19 protein-coding genes and 1 tRNA gene are annotated in these 20554 nt (G+C 60.0%); 10 read left to right on the top strand and 10 right to left on the bottom strand.

The window, feature by feature from the left end:
• Positions 1-70: 70 nt before the first annotated feature.
• From fadA to DM813_RS25465, 3 genes are all read right to left on the bottom strand, one after another.
• A complete protein-coding gene (gene fadA, locus DM813_RS25480) occupies positions 71-1246 on the bottom strand; it encodes an acetyl-CoA C-acyltransferase FadA (protein ID WP_128326165.1) in 1176 nt (391 codons plus the stop codon).
• Between the two features lie 29 nt (positions 1247-1275).
• The gene (fadB, locus tag DM813_RS25475) at positions 1276-3423 is read right to left on the bottom strand and encodes a fatty acid oxidation complex subunit alpha FadB (RefSeq protein ID WP_128326164.1); all 2148 of its coding nucleotides are present in this window, start codon (positions 3421-3423) and stop codon (positions 1276-1278) included.
• A gap of 496 nt (positions 3424-3919) precedes the next feature.
• Positions 3920-4357, bottom strand: coding sequence for a hypothetical protein (locus DM813_RS25465; RefSeq protein WP_128326162.1), 438 nt, complete (start codon positions 4355-4357; stop codon positions 3920-3922).
• A 110-nt stretch (positions 4358-4467) separates the two neighbouring features.
• Between DM813_RS25465 and DM813_RS25460 the strand changes: the two genes are divergently transcribed.
• The gene (locus DM813_RS25460) at positions 4468-4908 is read left to right on the top strand and encodes a universal stress protein (RefSeq protein ID WP_128326161.1); all 441 of its coding nucleotides are present in this window, start codon (positions 4468-4470) and stop codon (positions 4906-4908) included.
• Positions 4909-4947: 39 nt separating this feature from the next.
• Here DM813_RS25460 and DM813_RS25455 read toward each other — a convergent pair whose 3' ends face one another.
• Positions 4948-6867, bottom strand: a complete 1920-nt coding sequence (locus DM813_RS25455) for an ATP-binding cassette domain-containing protein (RefSeq protein ID WP_128326160.1) — start codon at positions 6865-6867, stop codon at positions 4948-4950.
• Positions 6868-7088: 221 nt separating this feature from the next.
• On the opposite strand from DM813_RS25455, the gene DM813_RS25450 reads away from it, so the two are divergent.
• Positions 7089-9017, top strand: coding sequence for a transglycosylase SLT domain-containing protein (locus DM813_RS25450; RefSeq protein WP_128326159.1), 1929 nt, complete (start codon positions 7089-7091; stop codon positions 9015-9017).
• 104 nt (positions 9018-9121) lie between these two features.
• On the opposite strand, the gene DM813_RS25445 is transcribed toward DM813_RS25450, so the two are convergent.
• Genes DM813_RS25445 through DM813_RS25435 form a run of 3 tightly spaced genes read right to left on the bottom strand, consistent with a single transcriptional unit; the run spans position 9122 to position 11091 of the window.
• Entirely contained in the window at positions 9122-9925 is an 804-nt protein-coding gene (locus DM813_RS25445) for an MOSC domain-containing protein (protein WP_128326158.1), read from the bottom strand.
• 45 nt (positions 9926-9970) lie between these two features.
• Complete coding sequence (locus DM813_RS25440) at positions 9971-10906, bottom strand: chemotaxis protein CheV (RefSeq protein ID WP_128326157.1); 936 nt, start codon at positions 10904-10906, stop codon at positions 9971-9973.
• Positions 10906-11091 carry a hypothetical protein gene (locus tag DM813_RS25435; RefSeq protein WP_128326156.1) on the bottom strand — a complete coding sequence of 62 codons (186 nt, stop codon included), beginning with the start codon at positions 11089-11091 and terminating at the stop codon, positions 10906-10908. The genes DM813_RS25440 and DM813_RS25435 overlap by 1 nt, the downstream gene beginning before the upstream one ends.
• 162 nt (positions 11092-11253) lie before the next feature.
• Between DM813_RS25435 and DM813_RS25430 the strand changes: the two genes are divergently transcribed.
• The 3 genes from DM813_RS25430 (at position 11254) to DM813_RS25420 (ending at position 13746) form a co-directional block, all read left to right on the top strand.
• Positions 11254-11751, top strand: coding sequence for a histidine kinase (locus DM813_RS25430; protein ID WP_128326155.1), 498 nt, complete (start codon positions 11254-11256; stop codon positions 11749-11751).
• 448 nt (positions 11752-12199) lie between these two features.
• The gene (locus tag DM813_RS25425) at positions 12200-13090 is read left to right on the top strand and encodes a sensor histidine kinase (RefSeq protein ID WP_128326154.1); all 891 of its coding nucleotides are present in this window, start codon (positions 12200-12202) and stop codon (positions 13088-13090) included.
• Entirely contained in the window at positions 13087-13746 is a 660-nt protein-coding gene (locus tag DM813_RS25420) for a response regulator (RefSeq protein ID WP_128326153.1), read from the top strand. The genes DM813_RS25425 and DM813_RS25420 overlap by 4 nt, the downstream gene beginning before the upstream one ends.
• Here DM813_RS25420 and yegS read toward each other — a convergent pair.
• The gene (gene yegS / locus DM813_RS25415) at positions 13730-14629 is read right to left on the bottom strand and encodes a lipid kinase YegS (RefSeq protein WP_128326152.1); all 900 of its coding nucleotides are present in this window, start codon (positions 14627-14629) and stop codon (positions 13730-13732) included. The two genes, DM813_RS25420 and yegS, sit on opposite strands and share 17 nt — an antisense overlap.
• 271 nt (positions 14630-14900) lie before the next feature.
• Between yegS and DM813_RS25410 the strand changes: the two genes are divergently transcribed.
• Positions 14901-16355: a mannose-1-phosphate guanylyltransferase/mannose-6-phosphate isomerase gene (locus tag DM813_RS25410; RefSeq protein WP_128326151.1), complete on the top strand. Its 1455-nt coding sequence runs from the start codon at positions 14901-14903 to the stop codon at positions 16353-16355.
• A 64-nt stretch (positions 16356-16419) separates the two neighbouring features.
• The gene (locus DM813_RS25405; RefSeq protein WP_128326150.1) at positions 16420-17667 is read left to right on the top strand and encodes a glycosyltransferase family 4 protein; all 1248 of its coding nucleotides are present in this window, start codon (positions 16420-16422) and stop codon (positions 17665-17667) included.
• Here the strand turns inward: DM813_RS25405 and DM813_RS25400 are convergent.
• Together DM813_RS25400 and moaB are read right to left on the bottom strand one after the other, a co-directional pair.
• Positions 17656-18882, bottom strand: a complete 1227-nt coding sequence (locus DM813_RS25400) for a molybdopterin molybdotransferase MoeA (protein ID WP_431312010.1) — start codon at positions 18880-18882, stop codon at positions 17656-17658. The two genes, DM813_RS25405 and DM813_RS25400, sit on opposite strands and share 12 nt — an antisense overlap.
• Complete coding sequence (gene moaB / locus DM813_RS25395; RefSeq protein ID WP_128326149.1) at positions 18866-19405, bottom strand: molybdenum cofactor biosynthesis protein B; 540 nt, start codon at positions 19403-19405, stop codon at positions 18866-18868. The genes DM813_RS25400 and moaB overlap by 17 nt, the downstream gene beginning before the upstream one ends.
• A gap of 190 nt (positions 19406-19595) precedes the next feature.
• Here moaB and DM813_RS25390 point away from each other — a divergent pair, with 190 nt between their 5' ends.
• The 3 genes from DM813_RS25390 to DM813_RS25380 all read left to right on the top strand — a co-directional run bounded on the left by DM813_RS25390 (position 19596) and on the right by DM813_RS25380 (position 20509).
• Positions 19596-19817, top strand: coding sequence for a YgdI/YgdR family lipoprotein (locus tag DM813_RS25390; RefSeq protein WP_128326148.1), 222 nt, complete (start codon positions 19596-19598; stop codon positions 19815-19817).
• 53 nt (positions 19818-19870) lie between these two features.
• Positions 19871-19947: transfer RNA gene (locus DM813_RS25385), tRNA-Pro, on the top strand.
• A gap of 196 nt (positions 19948-20143) precedes the next feature.
• Positions 20144-20509, top strand: a complete 366-nt coding sequence (locus tag DM813_RS25380; RefSeq protein ID WP_128326147.1) for a glycine zipper domain-containing protein — start codon at positions 20144-20146, stop codon at positions 20507-20509.
• Positions 20510-20554 lie beyond the last annotated feature (45 nt).

Genomic DNA, 20554 nt, shown 5'->3' with positions numbered 1-20554 from the left:
CCCTCTTGAAAAAAAAATCCGCAAAAACAAAAACCGGGGCACCAGGCCCCGGTTTCCATCCGCAAAACGCTTAAACGCGTTCGAAGACGGTGGTGATACCTTGACCCAGGCCGACGCACATGGTCGAGACGCCGAAGGTCCCGCCATTCTGCTTCATGACGTTGAGCAGCGTGCCGGAAATCCGTGCACCAGAGCAACCGAAAGGATGCCCCAGGGCGATGGCGCCGCCGTGCAGGTTAACCTTCTCATTCATCTTGTCGAGCACTTTCAGATCTTTGAGCACCGGCAGGGCCTGTGCGGCAAAGGCTTCGTTGAGCTCGAAGAAGTCGATATCGGCGATGGTCAGGCCTGCGCGCTTGAGCGCTTTCTGGGTCGCCGGTACCGGACCGTAACCCATGATTGCCGGGTCGACACCGGCCACGGCCATGGAACGGATCACCGCCAATGGCTGGATACCCAGGTCCTGGGCACGCTGAGCCGACATCACGATCATGCACGAAGCGCCATCAGTGATCTGCGACGACGTACCGGCAGTCACGGTACCACCTTTAGGGTTGAAAGCAGGCTTCAACGCCGCCAGGCTTTCCAGGGTGGTGTCCGGACGGATGGTTTCATCGTAGTCGAAGACCTTGAGGAAGCCATTTTCGTCGTAGCCCTGCATCGGGATGATTTCATCCTTGAACTTGCCTTCGACCGTTGCCTTGTGGGCCAACTGGTGCGAACGCAGGCCGAACAGGTCTTGCTGCTCACGGCTGATGCCGTGCATCTTGCCCAGCATCTCGGCGGTCAGACCCATCATGCCCGACGCCTTGGCAGCGTACAGCGACATGTGCGGGTTCGGATCAACACCGTGCATCATGCTGACGTGGCCCATGTGCTCGACACCACCGACGACGAAGACGTCGCCGTTGCCGGTCATGATCGCCTGGGCAGCAGTGTGCAGCGCGCTCATCGACGAGCCACACAGACGGCTGACGGTCTGGCCGGCAGCAGTATGCGGGATCTGGGTCATCAGCGACGCCATGCGGGCAATGTTCCAGCCCTGCTCCAGGGTCTGGTTTACGCAGCCCCAGATCACGTCTTCGACTTCGTTAGGGTCGACTTTGGTGTTGCGCTCCAGCACCTTGCTGATCAGGTGCGCGGACATGTCTTCGGCGCGGGTATTGCGGTGCATGCCACCCTTGGAGCGGCCCATCGGCGTGCGACCGAAGTCGACAATCACCACGTCTCTTGGATTCAGGCTCATATATTCTCTCGCTCTCTATCGTTGGGCGCTTAACCGAAGAAGCTCTGGCCGTTTTTGGCCATTTCACGCAGCTTCGCGGTGGGGTGATACAGCGGACCCAGATCGGCGTACTTGTCTGCCAGGGCAACGAATTCTGCTACGCCGATCGAATCGATGTAGCGCAGTGCGCCACCACGGAACGGAGGGAAACCGATGCCGTAGACCAGACCCATGTCGGCTTCGGCAGCGGTCTCGACGATACCGTCTTCCAGGCAACGGACAGTTTCCAGGCACAGCGGGACCATCATCCAGTTGATGATGTCTTCGTCGGTGACTTCGCGCTGCTCGTAAATGACCGGCTTGAGTACTTCAAGCACCGCCGCGTCAGCGACCTTCTTCGGCTTGCCGCGCTTGTCGGTCTCGTAGGCGTAGAAACCCTTGCCATTTTTCTGGCCCAGGCGATTGGCTTCGTAAAGCGCATCGACAGCCGAACGCGTGTCGTCTTTCATGCGATCAGGGAAGCCTTCGGCCATCACGTCACGGCCGTGGTGGCCGGTGTCGATACCGACAACGTCCATCAGGTATGCCGGGCCCATCGGCCAGCCGAACTTTTCCATGACCTTGTCGATGCGCACGAAGTCGACACCAGCGCTGACCAGCTTGGCGAAACCGCCGAAGTACGGGAACAGTACACGGTTGACCAGGAAGCCCGGGCAGTCGTTGACCACGATCGGGTTCTTGCCCATTTTCTTGGCGTAGGCAACGGTGGTGGCAACTGCCACATCGCTGGACTTCTCGCCGCGGATGACTTCGACCAGCGGCATCATGTGCACCGGGTTGAAGAAGTGCATGCCGACGAAGTTTTCCGGACGCTTGAGCGCCTTGGCCAGCAGGTTGATGGAGATGGTCGAGGTGTTGGAGGCCAGAATGGCGTCTTCCTTCACCTGGCCTTCCACTTCAGCCAGCACAGCTTGCTTGACCTTCGGGTTCTCGACCACGGCTTCGACGACGATGTCGACATTGGCGAAGTCGCCATAGGACAGGGTCGGGCGAATCGCATTCAGCGCTTCAGCCATTTTCGCCGGGGTCAGGCGGCCTTTCTCAACGCGCTTGCCGAGCAGCTTGGAGGCTTCGTTCAAGCCCAGCTGAATAGCGCCTTCGTTGATGTCCTTCATCAGGATCGGCGTGCCCTTGACCGCCGACTGGTAGGCGATACCGCCCCCCATGATGCCGGCGCCGAGTACGGCGGCCTGCTTCACGTCACGAGCGATTTCGTCGTGGGCCTTGGCTTTGCGCTTGAGTTCCTGGTCATTGAGGAACAGACCGATCAGGCTCTCGGCAACCGAGGTCTTGGCCAGTTTGACGAAGCCAGCGGCTTCGACTTCCAGCGCCTTGTCACGACCGAAGTTGGCGGCTTTCTGGATGCTCTTGATCGCTTCGACCGGCGCCGGGTAGTTCGGGCCCGCTTGACCGGCGACGAAACCTTTGGCGGTTTCGAACGACATCATCTGCTCGATGGCGTTGAGCTTGAGTTTTTCAAGTTTTGGCTGACGCTTGGCCTTGTGGTCGAACTCGCCGCTAATGGCGCGCTTGATCAGGTCGAGGGCCGCAGCCTGCAGCAGCTCGGGGGCAACTACAGCGTCGACAGCACCTACTTTCAGGGCGTCTTCAGCACGGTTTTCCTTGCCGGCGGCAATCCACTCGATGGCGTTGTCGGCACCGATGATGCGCGGCAGGCGCACGGTGCCGCCAAAGCCCGGGTAGATACCCAGCTTGACTTCCGGCAGACCGATCTTGGCGCTGCTGGCCATGACGCGGTAGTCGGCAGCCAGGCACATTTCCAGACCGCCACCCAGGGCGATGCCATTGATCGCGGCCACAGTCGGCACGGCCAGGTCTTCAAAATCGCTGAAAATGCGGTTGGCTTCCAGGTTGCCGGCGACCAGTTCGGCCTCGGGCAGCTTGAAGTTATCGACAAACTCGGTGATATCCGCGCCGACGATGAAGACGTCCTTGCCACTGCTGACAATCACGCCCTTGATCGATGCATCGGCCTTGATGGTGTCTACGGCCTGACGCAATTCGCTCAGGGTAAGACGGTTGAACTTGTTGACGGACTCACCCTTGAGGTCGAACTTCAGTTCGACGATGCCGCTTTCAAGAGCCTTAACCGTGATGGCTTTACCTTCGTAAATCATCAACTGATCTCCACGATATGGAAGCTGAACTGTACACGCCGATCGCTGGTAAAAGGCCCGGCCGGCTGTTTGCCGTGTTTCCGAACCCTTGCGCCAGGCACACCCGTCAGCGCGATAGTCGGGATTCTGTAAGAGCGATCTGACATACAAACGCTCAATTCATACGCCCGTTTGATTTGGGTATGCACACATTCAACGAAAAGATCGCCGTTGTCAAATACCCGAAAGCAGCGTGAAAACGCGACTTTCCGGTCATTTTTCGCCAACTGCCAGCAAACACTCGGTACGGTGATCGTGGCGTATTCATGGCAAGCATGATCCTCAACCGCCGATTCGGGTAAACGCAGAATCAACACAATCGAGGCTGCACAGGGGAGATGACAAGAAATACAGCGGGTAGCGCAGGGCGCGCTACACTGGGGAAGGAATCAACCACTACTCCGGCCTGCCTGGCCCGTCTGCCCGATGCGTGAATCGGGCTTTTTATTGAGCGCGATCAGGCCAGGGCCTTGAGCACCTCGGCAATATCCTGCAATACAGCTTTTTCACCGCGCTCACCCCAGAACAGGGCAACCATTTGCGGACCGGCTTCGATTTTATAAACGCTCTCGGGCAGACGCGCGAACTGCGCCGCCAGCAGCGGATCTGCACAAGGTTCACGCCATTGGTTGAGCCAGGTGCCCGGGGTGGTCTGCCAGTAACTCCAGTAGTCTGCCCTGCCCTTTCGCCGGGGCTGCAGGTACTGCGCACAGGGGCTTGGCGGCTCCTTGGGCAGCCAGTGCGGCCATTCCTGAGGCGCCAGTTGCATGCTCAAACCCATGCGCCGGGCTTCCATGCGCAACGCCATGCGCCCACTCTGATTACGTGAAGGACGCAACCAGGCCAGGGGGCTGAGAATCAGCGCAAGGATTGACACCACTACCCAGACCGTCATATCTGTTGTTCCCATAAAGCGTTGCAATTGAGCTGGTTAGCCGGGGGTTCGAAGCGATCAGCCTGAAACCGACCATACTTTAACTATCGCGACTGTCAGGAGAGCTTCTCATGCCCTACGAACACATACTGGTTGCCGTCGACCTGACCGAAGAATGCGACCCGGTCATCAAACGCGCCATGACACTGGCCGCGCCCACCAATGCAAAGGTCTCCCTGGTGCATATCGTCGAACCGATGGCGATGGCGTTTGGTGGTGATGTGCCCATGGACCTGTCGCAGCTGCAACAGCAACAGTTCGACCAGGCCAAGGAGCGCATGGATCGCCTGTTCAACAAGTACCCGGAAATCAAGCGCGGCGATTCACACCTGACTTACGGCCAACCCCGCCAGGAAATCCACCAGCTAGCCAAAGAGCAGCAGTGCGACCTGATCGTGGTCGGCAGTCATGGCCGCCACGGCCTGGCCCTGCTACTGGGCTCCACCGCCAATGACGTGCTGCACGGCGCTCCCTGCGATGTGCTCGCCGTACGCCTGCTGAAAAAAGAGTAAGCCGGGTCGCCCGGCGCTCACTGCGCCGGGCGCTTTCACTCAGCTATCCAGTTCAGCCCAGCGCTCCACCAGCACATCCAGCTCGGCCTGCATCTGCTCAAGGCGTGCCAGCACGGCGGAAGTCTGGTCAATCGGCCGCTGGTAGAACGCAGGATCAGAAATCTCCTCCTGCACAGCAGCCATCTTCTGCTCCAACTCATCAATCTGGCCTGGCAAGGCTTCCAGCTCTCTCTGCAGCTTGTAGCTGAGCTTTTTCTTCGGTGCCTCGGCAGCCGGTTCGGCTACCGGCGTCGCCACCACCGCCTCGACCACTGCCGTGTTCAGCTCCGACTTGCCCGATTTGCTCTCGGTAACGCCGAGCAACTTCGGCGAACCGCCCTGACGGATCCAGTCCTGGTAGCCGCCGACGTACTCGCGGACCTTGCCCTCGCCTTCAAACACCAGAGTGCTGGTAACCACATTGTCGAGGAATGCCCGGTCGTGGCTGACCATCAGCACGGTGCCTTTGAACGCCGACAACACTTCTTCAAGCAGCTCGAGGGTTTCCACGTCCAGGTCGTTGGTGGGTTCGTCGAGGACCAGCAGGTTGGCTGGCTTGCTGAACAGCTTGGCCAGCAGCAAGCGCGCACGCTCACCACCGGACAAGGCCTTGACCGGGGTACGGGCACGTTGCGGACTGAACAGGAAGTCACCCAGGTAGCTCAGGACGTGACGGTTCTGACCGTCGATCTCGATAAAGTCGCGACCTTCGGACAGGTTGTCGATAACGGTCTTTTCCAGGTCCAACTGGTGGCGCAACTGGTCGAAATAGGCCACTTCCAGACGCGTACCGGATTCGACCTTGCCGCCGGTAGGCTCAAGATCACCGAGCATCAGCTTGAGCAGGGTGGTTTTGCCGGTACCGTTGGCGCCGAGCAGACCGATGCGGTCTTCGCGCTGCAGGACCATCGAGAAGTCCTTGACCAACTGCGGGCCACCGGGATGACTGAAGCTGACATTTTCCAACACCATGACCTGCTTGCCGGACTTCTCCGCCACGTCGAGCATGATATTGGCCTTGCCCTGGCGTTCACGGCGCTCGCTGCGTTCAACGCGCAAGGCCTTGAGGGCACGCACACGGCCTTCGTTACGGGTGCGTCGGGCCTTGATGCCCTGACGAATCCATACTTCTTCCTGGGCCAGCTTCTTGTCAAACAGCGCATTGGCGGTTTCTTCAGCTGCCAGCGCGGCTTCCTTGTGTACCAGGAAGCTGGCGTAGTCGCCGTTCCAGTCGATCAGGCCGCCACGGTCGAGCTCGAGGATGCGGGTGGCGAGGTTCTGCAGGAAGGAACGGTCGTGCGTAATGAACAGCACGGCACCGCCAAAACCGCTGAGGGCCTCTTCAAGCCAGGCAATCGCACCAATGTCCAGGTGGTTGGTTGGTTCGTCGAGCAGCAGCAGGTCAGGCTCGGACACCAACGCCTGGGCCAGCAGCACACGGCGACGCCAGCCACCCGAGAGTTCGGCAAGCGTCTTGTCGGCCGGCAGCTGCAGGCGGCTCAGGGTGCTGTCGACCAGTTGCTGCAGGCGCCAGCCATCACGCGCTTCCAGGTCGTGCTGGACGTGCATGAGCTTTTCCAGGTCGGCATCGGTGTGGATGTTCTGGCTCAGGTGGTGGTATTCAGCGAGCAACGCGCCTACGCCATCCAGGCCTTCGGCCACGACGTCGAACACGGTGCGCCCGTCGGCCACCGGCAGCTCTTGCGGCAGCTCGCCAATCTTGAGCCCCGGGGCACGCCAGACGTCGCCGTCATCGGGCTTCTGATCGCCCTTGACCAGGCGCAGCATGCTCGACTTGCCCGTACCGTTGCGACCGATAATGCACACCCGCTCACCACGGGCGATCTGCCACGACACCTTGTCCAACAACGGCATGGCGCCGAACGCAAGGGACACATCGCTTAATTTGAGCAGGGTCATGATCTTCTCCAAAAACCGGGCGCGCATTCTACCTGACTTGGGCCGGCTTCACATTAAGCAGGCACTCCTGCAGACAGATCCGACGACAGGCTGTCTGATTACAACTGGATACAAGCACAATGCTTTCATCCGCCTGCGGCAAACGGCTAAGCTAAAGCAATGCAATTCAAACAGTGCTGGCCTCGCCGTCACTTTTTATGGTCAAACTGCCCGGAAGTCTCATGCGCAGCCGCCTGTTCAACCTAGTTTCCTGCCTGCTTCTCTCGGCCTCTGCTGCCAGCGTCGCCCAGGCCACCGATATCACCGTGCAACGCCAGTATTACGACGAGGCCAAGCGCGCCCTGGCCAAAGGCGACAAGGGCCCGTACCTGCGCTACGCGCAGGCGCTGAGCGACTACCCGCTGACCCCCTACCTGGCATACGACGAGCTGACGGCGCGCCTGAAAACCGCCAGCAATGCCGAGATCGAGAAATTCCTGGCCGCCCATGGCGACCTGCCCCAAGCCAACTGGATGAAGCTGCGCTGGCTGCGCTGGCTGGCCGAACGAGGCGAATGGGATACCTTCAACCGCTATTATGATCCGAAGCTCAATTTCACTGAACTCGACTGCCTTAACGGCCAGCGCCAACTGATTCAGGGCCAGCGCGCCGAAGGCTATGCCTCGGCGGAAAAACTCTGGCTGGTGGGCAAGTCGCAGCCCGCCGCCTGCGACGCGCTGTTCGGCCGCTGGGCCGCGGAAGGCCAGCTCACCGAGCAGAAACGCTGGGAACGCACCAAGCTGGCAGCACAGGCGCGCAACTATGCCCTGGCCAACAGCCTGACCAAAGACCTCACCACCCTCGCCCCCCAGGGGCGCTTGCTGGTGGATGTGGCGCAAAAGCCGGAACTGCTCAACCAGCCAAGCCGTTTCACCCCGGTCAACGAAGCCATGTCCGACGTTGTCAGCCTGGGCTTGCGCCGCCTGGCCCGCCAGGACCCGGAACGGGCCATGGGCCTGCTCGACGACTATGCCAACCGCATGCATTTTTCTCGTGACGAGAAAGTGGCCATCGCCCGGGAAATCGGCCTGACCCTGGCCCGCCGCTACGATCCGCGGGCGCTGGACCTGATGACCCGCTACGACCCTGAACTGCGGGACAACACCGTCACCGAGTGGCGCCTGCGCCTGTTACTGCGTCTGGGGCGCTGGGAAGATGCCTATGAGCTGACCAAGCGCCTGCCGCAGGACCTGGCCAGCAGCAACCGCTGGCGTTACTGGCAGGCGCGCAGCCTGGAGCTGGCGCAACCGAAGAACCCGCAGATTCCGCTGCTGTACAAAACCGTTGCCCGTGAGCGCGACTTCTATGGCTTCCTTGCAGCCGACCGGGCAAAAACACCGTATCAGTTGAACAACAAACCCCTGGTACTGAGCCAGGCATTGATGAACAAGGTACGCAACACGCCCGGCATTCGCCGCGCCCTGGAATTCCATGCCCGCGGCCAGATCGTCGATGGTCGACGCGAGTGGTACCACGTCAGCCGTCACTTCAGCCGGGACGAAATGGTTGCCCAGGCCAAACTGGCCTATGACATGCGCTGGTATTTCCCTGCCATCCGCACCATCAGCCAGGCGCAGTACTGGGACGACCTGGATATTCGCTTCCCGATGGCTCACCGCGACACCTTGGTACGCGAAGCCAGGGTACGCGGCCTGCATTCAAGCTGGGTGTTTGCCATCACCCGACAGGAAAGCGCGTTCATGGAAGATGCCCGCTCCAGCGTGGGCGCCAGCGGCCTGATGCAACTGATGCCGGCCACCGCCAAGGAAACCGCACGCAAGTTCAGCATTCCGCTTGCGTCACCTGCCCAGGTGTTCAATCCCGACAAGAACATCCAGCTTGGCGCCGCCTATCTGAGTCAGGTGCACAGCCAGTTCAACGGCAACCGGGTGCTGGCATCCGCCGCCTATAACGCAGGCCCGGGCCGTGTGCGCCAATGGCTGCGTGGCGCCGATCACTTGAGCTTTGATGTATGGGTGGAATCGATCCCGTTCGATGAGACGCGCCAGTATGTGCAGAATGTACTGTCGTACTCGGTGATCTACGGGCAGAAACTCAACTCGCCACAGCCGCTGGTGGACTGGCATGAGCGGTATTTCGACGACCAATAACGATCTCTGCCGGTCAGCCTGGCAGATTCGCGGGTGAACCCGCTCCCACAGGCAGGGTGCAATGCCGAGGCTTGCACCCTGCCTGTGGGATGTTCACACGATGACTATTCCAGCACGGTTACCGGCATCCCCACCTCAAGCACCCCACTGCCATCAGCCACCAGGTTTTGCCCGAACAGGACATCCCCTTCTTTTTGGCGATAGGTCTTGAGGGTGGTCAGCGGTTCGCGATCCGGGCTGCGTTCGCCGGTCTGCGGATCGATGGTGGTGAGGATGCAGCGCTCACACGGCTTGAGCACGCGAAACTCCATCTCGCCGATACGGATACGCTTCCAGCCATCTTCGGCAAAGGCTTCGGCACCCTCCACCACCAGATTGGGACGAAAGCGCTGCATCTCCAGAGGCCGCCCGACCTTTTGCACCAGGTCGTCGAGCGAACCCTGACCAATCAGCAGCAAAGGGAAACCGTCGGCAAAAGCTACACGGTCACTGGCCAGGCCATAGCCACCCGGCAGGAAACGGGCGCGCTCCTCAGGCACATAGACCAGCCGCACGTCCTTGCCGATGAACTCGCTGAGCCACTGTGCAGCAGCATCACCGGCATCCGGAACACGAAAGGTATCGCGCCAGATCGTGACACCGCGCAGCTCGCTGTCGGCCTGCGGCACAGCGACTGTCAGCGCCGCTCGCCCGGACGCTTCCAGGGTCAGGTCGCCATCCGCACCCTGCAACGCCGTCAACTGGCTCATCTGCGGATACGCACGCTGAGTCAGGAAACGGCCGTTGTCGCGCTCCACCAGCATCCACCGGCGATCACCGCTCAACCCCAATGCATCCAGCGAGGAGGATTGCAGCGCCTGGCCACGCGCCGATTTGAGCGGGTATCGGTACAGCGCACTCAATTGCATTTCTGACCTGCCTTTTACCGGTTCAAAGCCCTAGCTTATAACGACTCAGACGGTCGCTTCATCCAGCATCAAGCGTTGGCGTACAACATCGACCAGTTTGTCGGGCTGAAACTTCGACAGAAAATTGTCACAGCCAACCTTTTTCACCATCGACTCGTTGAAGCTGCCCGACAACGAGGTGTGCAACACCACGTACAACGAGCGCAGGCGTGGGTCATTGCGGATTTCGGTGGTCAGCCGGTAACCATCCATTTCCGGCATTTCGGCGTCAGTGAACACCATCAACAGTTTTTCGCACACATCTTCCCCGGCGTCGGCCCAGCTCTTGAGCATCCGCAAGGCCTTGAGGCCATCACTGGCCACATGCATCTTCACCCCCAACTGCGAGAGGGTATCGCGCAGTTGGGCCAGAGCCACTGTGGAGTCATCCACCAACAGCACCTCGCGACCACGCGCACGCGCCAACACCGGATTCTCAAGCTTGTCGCGCGATACCTTGGCGCTGTAAGGGACGATCTCGGCCAGCACTTTCTCAACGTCGATGATTTCCACCAGTTGCTCATCGACTTTGCTGATGGCCGTCAGGTAATGCTGACGACCGGCGCTGCTCGGCGGCGGCAGGATTGCCTCCCAGTTCATGTTGACGATGCGATCGACGCCACCCACCAGGAACGCCTGCACCGAACGGTTGTACTCGGTGACGATGATGGTGCTGCCAGGCCCCGGCACAAGCGGTCGCATGCCGATGGCCTGCGACAGGTCAATGACTGGCAGCGTCTGCCCACGCAGGTTGACCACGCCGCATACAAAGGCGTGGCGCTGCGGCATCAAGGTCAGCTTGGGCATCTGCAGCACTTCCTGGACCTTGAACACGTTGATCGCAAACAACTGTCGGCCGGCCAGACGAAACATAAGGATTTCCAGGCGGTTCTCACCCACCAGCTGCGTTCTTTGGTCTACCGTGTCGAGAATGCCAGCCATTAAAGAACCCCCAGGGTTGTTCCAAGAAATGAATCAATTGGTTTTGTATCGGCCAGATCAGTCTCAGCTTGACCCCTTGAAGAAATTGCTGAAACGGCCATTGATGTCACTTTACCATCATGCTTTACTGCACTCACCCCACCCCTGTCGCAAACGCCCGCAATGGGTCGCAAACGATCAGCCATCAGGGAATCCCCTAGGGGCAATCAGGTGAGACCTGATGTTCGCAATATCCATTAGCCATTAATGTGACGCCATTCTCATTGCATGAACGGAGTCAGGCTTTTGTCAGCGATCGCCTCATTGTGGCCAGCCCCCGTTCCAGACCGTTGCGCTGGAGCCAAATGATGGTTAACGAATCTCTGAACAGCAGCGTCCTGCAGGACTTCCTGCTGGATGCCCAGGTCTTGCTGACTCAGGCTGAAGAATGCCTGCAGCACCTGACCCTGATCGACAACGATCCGGATGCCTGCCATTGCCTGAACGACACCCTGGCAACCCTGGTCAACCGCGCTCGCCTGCTGGGGCTGGTGGAGGTGGCCAGTTACAGTCAGCAGTTGCAGCAGTTGCTGGAAGCAACCCATCACGCAGCACAACTGCCGGGCAGCGCATTGCCTGCCCTGGAAGAGTGCCTGACCCTGCTGGCCTGGCAACTTGAACTGATTGATCCACGCACGGGCCGCCTGAGCCTGGACACCGACGAGCAAGTTGCACTGCTCGACAACCTGGCCGCCGCCCTGCACCCGGTATCAAGCGGTGCCGCTTGCACCTCCAGCATAAATCCTTGTGAACATCCGCTACACACGCTGCACACGACAACCGGACATTCAACTATGTGCAACTAAGGCATAATGGACAAAGTACCTTCACAGCACTGCCACACGAATGTATGCCACGCATTAACCCGATACTTTTCCCGCTTACCGATTATTTCTACACGGGGATTGTAACTGTAGGTTTAATGCATCTTGTGAAAGTTATCCCACCCCAAAAAAATGATGGCAATTTGCTAGACCCTGCATCTGATGGAACTCGCGTACCAGCCAGCAAAACCTGATGTTTCAGTCAGTTATCAGAGTTCGCGACCATTCCTATCTGAAGTGATACCATGCCCTCCGATGAACGCTTGTCGCCCCCTGGCCAATCAAGGATTTGATAATTTACGCGCTGGACGCAGGCACTCATCACCTCACCTGGCGCCGACATTTAAATGATATTGAAGGCAATACGACAACGCCTCTAGTTTGACCTTTTCAAGGCTTTCTACAGCGATATTTAAGCGGCTTCATTTTTATGCTCCCAAGCCTCAATACATTCACCCTCTGGCGACCCGGAGCCGCTCTGCTGCGCGGGCTGACCGCATTGCTGTGCCTGGCCTCGATCGTGGTCAATGCACTGCTCTTTTTCTACGCCCTGCCCATGCCGTTGAGCGCGCTGGCCCTGCACCTGGTCGCGATGCTGAGCATTGGCTGGCACTTGCGCCACTGGGCGCGCTCGATTGCCATGCGCCCCGCAGAACTTGCCGATCGTCTGCTCAAGGTCCAGGAAAGTGAGCGTCAACGCCTGAGCCGGGAACTGCACGACGATATCGGCCAGTTACTGACTGCGGCCAAACTCCAGGCCGACTGGCTGCAACGCCGCGTGCCCGCTGAACTGCAGCCACACTGCAACACATTGCGCAGCACTCTGGACGACACTCTGACCAATGTTCGTGACGTCTCTGCCATACTGAACCCACGTCAGCTGGCCAGCCTGGGACTGGAGGCGAGCTTGCGCGCACACTTGTTGCGCACCCTGGAAAACACCGACGTGCACTGGAGCCTTGAATGCCGCCAGCGCCTGGGCGGCATCCCGGAAGAGATGGCCATTGCGGCGTTTCGAATCACTCAAGAAGCGGTCACCAACATGCTTCGACATGCCAATGCGCACAACCTCGTCGTCTGCATTCAGCGTCAGCCCGAAGGCCTGGCCTTGTCCATCAACGACGACGGCCAGGGTTTCAGCCCTGCGAGCAACCCCGCAGACGAAGGGCAGCGCGGCATGGCCGGGATGCTTGAACGCGCCATGCTGCTGGACGGAAGATTGTCAGTCGTCAGCCAGCCGGGTAAAGGCACCTGTATCAGCGCCCTGTTTCCCTGGCCCCCACGCACCCTTGAACGCGCCAAGACAAGTAATACCCCATGACCTGTACATTGCTGCTAGTGGATGACCACTCACTGATTCGCGCCGGCGTTCGTGCCCTGGTGTCTGATATTCCCGGGTACACCGTTATTGGCGAAGGCAATGACGGCAGCCAGGTAACCGAACTGGTGCAACAGCTGGATCCGGACATCGTCCTGCTGGACATTTCCATGCGCTCCACCAACGGCCTGGACGCATTGAGCCAGCTGCGCGCCAATGGTTGCCGCAGCAAAGTACTGATCCTGTCGATGCATACCGACCCGGAACTGATCATGCAGGCCCTGGAAAGCGGCGCCCACGGCTACTTGCTCAAGGACACCACCGCCACCGAGCTGGAACAGGCCCTGGCGGCGCTACGCTGCAACGAACGCTACCTGAGCCCGGCAATCGCGCATACCGTCATCAATCAGGCCCTGCTGCGGGTTCAGACCAGCAAGCCGCAAGCCTCGGACAACCATAACCTGACAGGCCGTCAGCTGGAAATCCTGCGCCTGATCGTACGCGGCAAGTCTACCCGCGAAATTGCCCACGGCCTGGGCCTGAGCATCAAGACCGTGGAAACACACCGCTCACAGATCATGAAACGCCTGCAGATCTACGACGTTGCCGGCCTGGTCCTGTTCGCCGTGCGCGAACAGATCATCAGTCTGGATGACTGAGTAACGGCGAGTCTGCCGGCAGGTGCACACGCAAGGCGCTGGCCAAGGCCTCGAAACGCAAGCTGTCACTTTGCAGCGGCTCGCCATCGAGGTTGAGGTCCAGGCCTTGTGAACTCTTGATTTCGACCCAGGGCAAGCGCGCCCGTACAAACATGTTTTCAAGCCCAAGGCCGTCACTGAGCAGGCTGCGCAAGGTCCCTACCACTTCCTGAGGGGCTGGCAGGATGCTGATATCCAGCAAACCGTCATCAACCCGTGCCTGCGGGCATAACACATGTCCGCCACCGGCCTGACGTCCGTTGCCGATACCCAATGCCAGCAAGTCGCCCTGCCAAAGGAAATCCGGCCCTTGAAGCACCACCGAGGCGGCGCTCAACTCACTGAAGCGCGACAGGCCGGTAAACAGGTAGGCCGCCGCACCCAGCACTTTTTTCAGGTCTTCGGAGGTGTTGGCTGTTACCTGACTACCGAACCCCCCGGTGGCCATGTTGAGAAACACCTGATCACCTACTTGCCCCAGGTCAATGGCATGCGCAGGCGCTTCAAGCAATGCCAGTGCCTGCTCGACATCCAGGGGAATACCCGCCGACCGGGCAAAATCATTGGCGGTTCCCAATGGCAAAAGCACGAGGCTTGCCGAGGAACCGACACGCACCATGGCTTCGGCGACATCGCGCAAGGTCCCGTCACCACCCCCTGCCACCACATGCCCGTAACCGCCCGACAACGCCTCGCGAACCAGGCGTTCAGCGTCGCCCGCCTCCCAGGTCAGACGAACATCCAGAGGCCAGCCACGCTCACGCATGCCACTCACAGCTGCCCGTACCTGCTCGTTCATCGCCTGTTTGCCATGCAGAATCAAAAGTGCCTTGCGCTGCGTCATGCTGTCTCCCCCATGAAACCTGAGCATCTGGACCGCAGAATGGCCAACATTGCTGCACATCCATTGATCGCTCCGACAGAAAATTTGCCACTCGATCACCTGAATGGCATTGAAAGCGTACGCGTCCGGGTGCATCATTCGACAAATATTTGGCCTTCACGGAAGAAGCTAATGGTAAAAGTCATTTTATTGACTCATTACACAAGCAGCTGTCAGGTCCCCGCTCCCTTTAACGCACTGTAGTTTCAGTGCCCTGACTCAAGGCTGAGAAATGAGCATTCTGATCCCCTGCATTATCGCCGGTGGCGCTGGCACCCGCCTGTGGCCGGTTTCTCGCGAAACCATGCCCAAACCGTTCATGCGCTTGCCCGATGGCCAGAGCCTGCTGCAAAAGACCTTTTCCCGAGCCAGTGCACTGCCCGGGGTTGAACATGTACTGACGGTAACCAACCGGGAAGTGTATTTCCGCACCCAGGATGAATATCGCCAGCTCAATCACGCCGGCACCACTCTGGACTTCATCCTTGAGCCCTTCGGTCGTAACACGGCACCCGCCATTGCCGCTGCGGCACTGCGCTGTGCCAGTCTGCATGGCGAAGACGCACTGTTACTGGTATTGCCCGCCGACCACCTGATTACCGATATACCCGCCTTCGAACGGGCAGTCGAAGAAGCAAGCGCGCTGGCCCGACAAGGCTGGCTGACCACCTTCGGCCTGGTACCCGGCCAAGCCGAAACCGGTTTCGGCTACATCGAGAAAGGTCAGGCGTTAGGCGCTCAAGGCTACAAGGTCGAACGTTTTGTCGAAAAACCTGATGCAGTGACCGCCCAGCGGTACCTCGACGGCGGCCAACACCTGTGGAATGCCGGCATGTTTTGCATGCGGGTGGATGCCATCCTGGCTGAGCTGGATCGTTACGCGCCCGATTTGCTCGCCAGCGTTTCCCTCTGCCTGCAACAAAGCGCATGCAAACAAGGCGAAGGTGAACAACTGGTGGAACTCGATCCGCAGACGTTCGAACGCGTTGCGGATATCTCCATCGACTATGCGCTGATGGAGAAATCCGCCCAGGTAGCCGTGCTGCCAACGGATATTGGCTGGAGTGACATTGGCTGCTGGCGAGCGGTTCGCGAACTCAAGGAGGCCGATCACAATGGCAACCAGTGCATCGGCGAGACCGTATTGCACGACGTCTCCAATTGCTATATCGACTCGCCTCGCCGCCTGGTCGGCGCCGTGGGCCTGGACAATCTGATCATCATCGACACTCCGGACGCCCTGCTGATCGCTGATGCCTCGCGCAGCCAGGAAGTCAAAATCATTGCTCAACAGCTTAAACAGCAAGACCATGACGCCCATCGCCTGCACCGTACGGTCAGTCGTCCATGGGGCACCTACACCGTGCTTGAGGAGGGCCCACGCTTCAAGATCAAGCGCATCGTGGTCCGCCCGCAAGGGTCACTGTCGTTGCAAATGCACCATCACCGCAGCGAACACTGGATCGTGGTCAGCGGCATGGCGTGTGTGATTAACGGTGAGAACGAATTTTTGCTCCACTCCAACGAGTCGACATTCATTGAACCGGGGCGCCTCCATCGCCTGACCAACCCCGGCGTGATCGATCTGGTCATGATCGAAGTACAAAGTGGCGAATATATGGGCGAAGACGACATCGTGCGCTTTACTGATATCTATGGACGCGCCCCGGAGCCAGCCAACCCCTGACACACCCGGCGCGTCCATTCCTGTCTGCATGCCGTAACCCGCCTGGCGACTGAGGAAAAGGGTAATGCGCGTACTTTGGACACTGCCTTACCTGCCCTGGCCCACCACCAGTGGCGGTAAAACCCGGCAATATCACCTGCTGCGCAGCCTCGCGCAGCGGGGCCACCAGATCACGTTGCTGGTGCAGTCGAAAATTCCGCCCAGCGAGGCGGCACGCGAGGCGCTTGAGCCCCTGCTTGAGCGCCTGATCGTGCTACCCAGGCGACCATTACACAGCCCGCTCAATCTGCTTGCCGCGGTATACGCCGGGTACCCCATGCGCGCCAGTGTCAACGGCCTCGCTCCGCGCCTGCGCCACTGCTTCGAGCAATTGCTTGAGGAGCGCTGGGATGTCATCCAGATTGAACACAGCTACAGTTTTCAGCCTTTCGAAAAGGCCTTGCAAGCACGCCGCCTGCCCTTCCTGCTGAGTGAGCACACCATCGAGTCGGTCTCCGGCGCCGCCTGCCATGATCGCCTGCCACTTTGGCTACAACCGTTCAATGCCTTCGACCGCTGGCGTTACCGGCGCTGGGAAAGCCGAGTGCTTAGCCAGGCCCATGAAGTGGTAGCCGTCAGCCCGACCGACGCCGAACACATCAGTCGCCTGACCGGCTATCCCGCGGCGCTGGTGATCAATGGCGTGGATTGCGCGCACTATCAGAACATCCATCCGGCGCTACACAGTCAGCGCTTGCTGTTTGTCGGCAACTTCGAATACAGCGCCAGCCTTGAGGCCATCGAGTGGGCGCTTGAAGACATTCTTCCGCAAGTGTGGCTGAGCAACCCGGCCGTGCGCCTGGCTATAGTAGGTCATGCATTGCCAGACAGCTGGAAGTCGCGCTGGAACGACCCACGCATTGAATGGGTGGGTTATTTACCGGACTTGCGCGAGCTGCAACGCCATTCGGCGATGTTCTTCGCCCCGCTGCGCTACGGCGGTGGCTCGAAGATCAAGATCCTCGAAGCCATGGCCGCCGGGCTACCCGTGGTGACCACTGCCAAAGGCGTATCCGGCCTTCAGGTCACCCACGGCGAGCACTACCTGGGCAGCGACGATGCCGATCAGTTGGCCCTGCAGATCACCCAACTGCTCAACCAGCCCTGGCGTATGCGTCAGTTATCAGAATCCGCCCGCCGCTTCGTCACCGATCATCACGACTGGAGCATCGCAGCCGCCCAGCTGGAAAGTGTGCATGCACGCCTGAGCCAGCGCGCGCCGGTGCTGACTGATCTGGACGAAAAAGGCGTGCTCAGCCGCTCAGCCGAGTAACTCATTCAACGGAATGAATTGCACAGTGTCGCCCCTGGCAGGCGTGGTGCCCTCACGGACCTCCACCAGGCCCTCGGCCCAGGCAGCACTGCGCAATACCCCGGAGCTCTGGTTTTTGTAAATCAGCGCTTGCCCCTGATCCAGCCGCGCCCTGAGGTATTCCCGACGATTACCTGCTTTGGGCCAGTCGAAACCGGCAGGCACGGCAAACTGCAGCGGGGTTACCTGTTGCACGCCCTGACGACGCAGCAGGTAGGGCCGGGTCAATAAGCCGAACGTCACCAGTGTCGAAGCCGGGTTGCCGGGCAGGCCGATTACCGGCACACCTTGATAGTGGCCAAAGGTCAATGGCTTGCCAGGCTTGATCGCCAGTTTCCAGAGCGCCAGCTCACCCGCTTCGCGCAACGCCAGGCCGAGATAGTCGGCTTCCCCCACCGAAACACCACCGGTGGAGAGAATCAGATCGACCTGACTCAACCCCGCCAGGCAATCACGGGTCTTTTGCAGGTCATCGGCAAGAATGCCGGCATCAACAACCTCACACCCCAGACGCTGCAACCAGCTCACCAGCAAACGCCGGTTGCTGTTGTAGATCTGCCCCGGCCCCAGCGCCAGGCCGGGCTCTACCAGTTCGTCGCCGGTGGACAGCACGGCCACCTTGACCCGCTGCACCACGGTTAGCGTGGCGCAGCCCAAGGTCGCGGCCAGCCCCAACTCGATCGGCCCCAGCCGCGTACCCGCCGCCAGCACCTCTTCACCTGCGCGGGTTTCCTGCCCTTGCGGGCGAATGTTCTGACCGATGTGCAGCGGCTCGGCAAAGCGCACGCGCTGATCCTCCAGCACCTGGGCGTTTTCCTGCATCTCGACACAGTCGGCACCAGGCGGAAGCGGCGCCCCGGTAAAAATCCGCGCACAGGTACCGGCCTGCAATGGCTGCGGCGCATGTCCGGCAAAAATACGCTGGCTGACAGGCAGCGCCTCGCCCTGCCAGTCAGCCAGGCACAACGCATAGCCGTCCATGGCGCTGTTCGGCCACGGTGGCAAATCCAGGCTGGCGATCAACGCCTCGGCCAGAACCCTCCCGTCTGCCTGCGCCAAAGCCACCTGCTCGGTTTCGGTAATGGGTGCAGCCTCGGCCAGCGCCAGCAAACGCGCCAGCGCCTCTTCGACCGGCATCAACGGATTGACCACAGGCACCTCAGCCACGACTGACACAGGGCTCGGCCTGCTTCAGGTGGGTGACGAAATTGCACGGGCGGTGACGGGCGTCGAGCTGCTCGGCGAGGATGCCGTCCCAGCCGGTACGCACGGCGTTGGTCGAACCCGGCAGACAGCAGACCAGGGTGCCATTGGCCAACCCCGCCAAGGCGCGGGACTGTACCGTGGAGGTACCGATATCCGCCAGCGAGATGTGGCGAAACAGCTCACCGAAACCGTCGACTTGCTTGTCCAGCAAACAGGCTACCGCTTCCGGCGTGCTGTCGCGTCCGGTAAACCCTGTGCCGCCGGTGATCAGCACCACCTGCACCTGCTCATCGGCAATCCAGGTCGCCACCTGGGCGCGAATTTTGTACAGGTCATCCTTGAGCAGCACGCGTGCTGCCAGGCCATGGCCGGCCTCGGTCAGGCGATCGACGAACACCTGTCCTGAGGTATCGGTTTCCAGGGTGCGTGTATCGCTGACGGTCAGCACCGCGATGTTAAGCGGCACGAACGGTACATCTGCCTTGGCTTTCATGGGCCTTGTTCCCTTGATGAAGAGTATCGCGACGTTATATCACAGCCCTGCCCGGCAAGTGCCCGCCGCCCTGACTGATTGTTGCCGATCCACGATGGCAAGCAACCGCTATGCTCAAATCTGCAAGGAACTTGTGGTGGCACCCTGCGTCAGAACAACAGTACGCACCATCCTTTACTGGAGACACATAATGAATCAACGGACTATCGCTGCTTTCTTGCTGGCCTTGGGGCTGGGCACTTTGGCTGGCTGCGCCTCGCCAACAGTCATCACCCTGAACGACGGTCGCGAGATCCAGGCAGTCGACACACCGCAATACGACGATGAGTCTGGTTTCTACGAATTCGAACAACTGGATGGCAAGCGAACGCGCATCAACAAAGACCAGGTGCGCACCGTCAAGGATCTGTGACACCCCCGAGCGGGGCTTGTCGAGGAGAAAATTTTGAGTAATATTTTCTCTATCGGAGTGTAGCGCAGCCAGGTAGCGCGTCTCGTTCGGGACGAGAAGGCCGCAGGTTCGAATCCTGTCTCTCCGACCAGATCAGGCAACAAAAAACCCGCTTCTGCGGGTTTTTTGTTGCCTGTAAAAAAGCCTGTGCGTGCCTACACCCTGAAACACCTCGCGCTGATCCCACGCTTTTGCACCCCGGGTGCAACGATCTGCACTGGCCAGCATTGCGCAAGTGAAGCCGCCCCAGCAGAATGCGCGCCTTTCGAACTTAGAGGTTGAAACACATGCGTAAGACTCTTGCCACCCTGACTCTGGGCTTGCTGTGCGCGCAAGGTGCCATGGCTGGCGACGGCCAAACTGCGCTGGGCGGTGGCCTGGGTGGTGTACTGGGCAACGTGGTTGGTCAGCAGCTGGGTGGCAGCACCGGCGCTGCGATCGGTGCGGGCGTCGGCGGTGCCGCGGGCAGCGCCATGGGCGCCAGGAACGGCAACAAGACCAAAGCCGCCATCGGCGGTGGGCTGGGCTCGGCCGGCGGCTCGCTGATCGGCAACAAGCTCGGCGGCAGCACCGGTTCGGCCATCGGTGCCGGCCTGGGTGGCGCTGCAGGTGGCGCATTGGGCAATAACATTGCCAACAAGAAGCGTCACTGATTTCAAGCCTTGAACGAAACAGCCCCCTGAACAGGGGGCTGTTTG

This window comes from Pseudomonas alkylphenolica, from assembly GCF_004025535.1.
In the GTDB taxonomy this organism is placed as follows: Bacteria; Pseudomonadota; Gammaproteobacteria; order Pseudomonadales; family Pseudomonadaceae; genus Aquipseudomonas; species Aquipseudomonas alkylphenolica_A.
The sequence above is the reverse complement of the archived record's forward strand: the minus strand, read 5'-3'. Positions and strand labels throughout refer to the sequence as shown.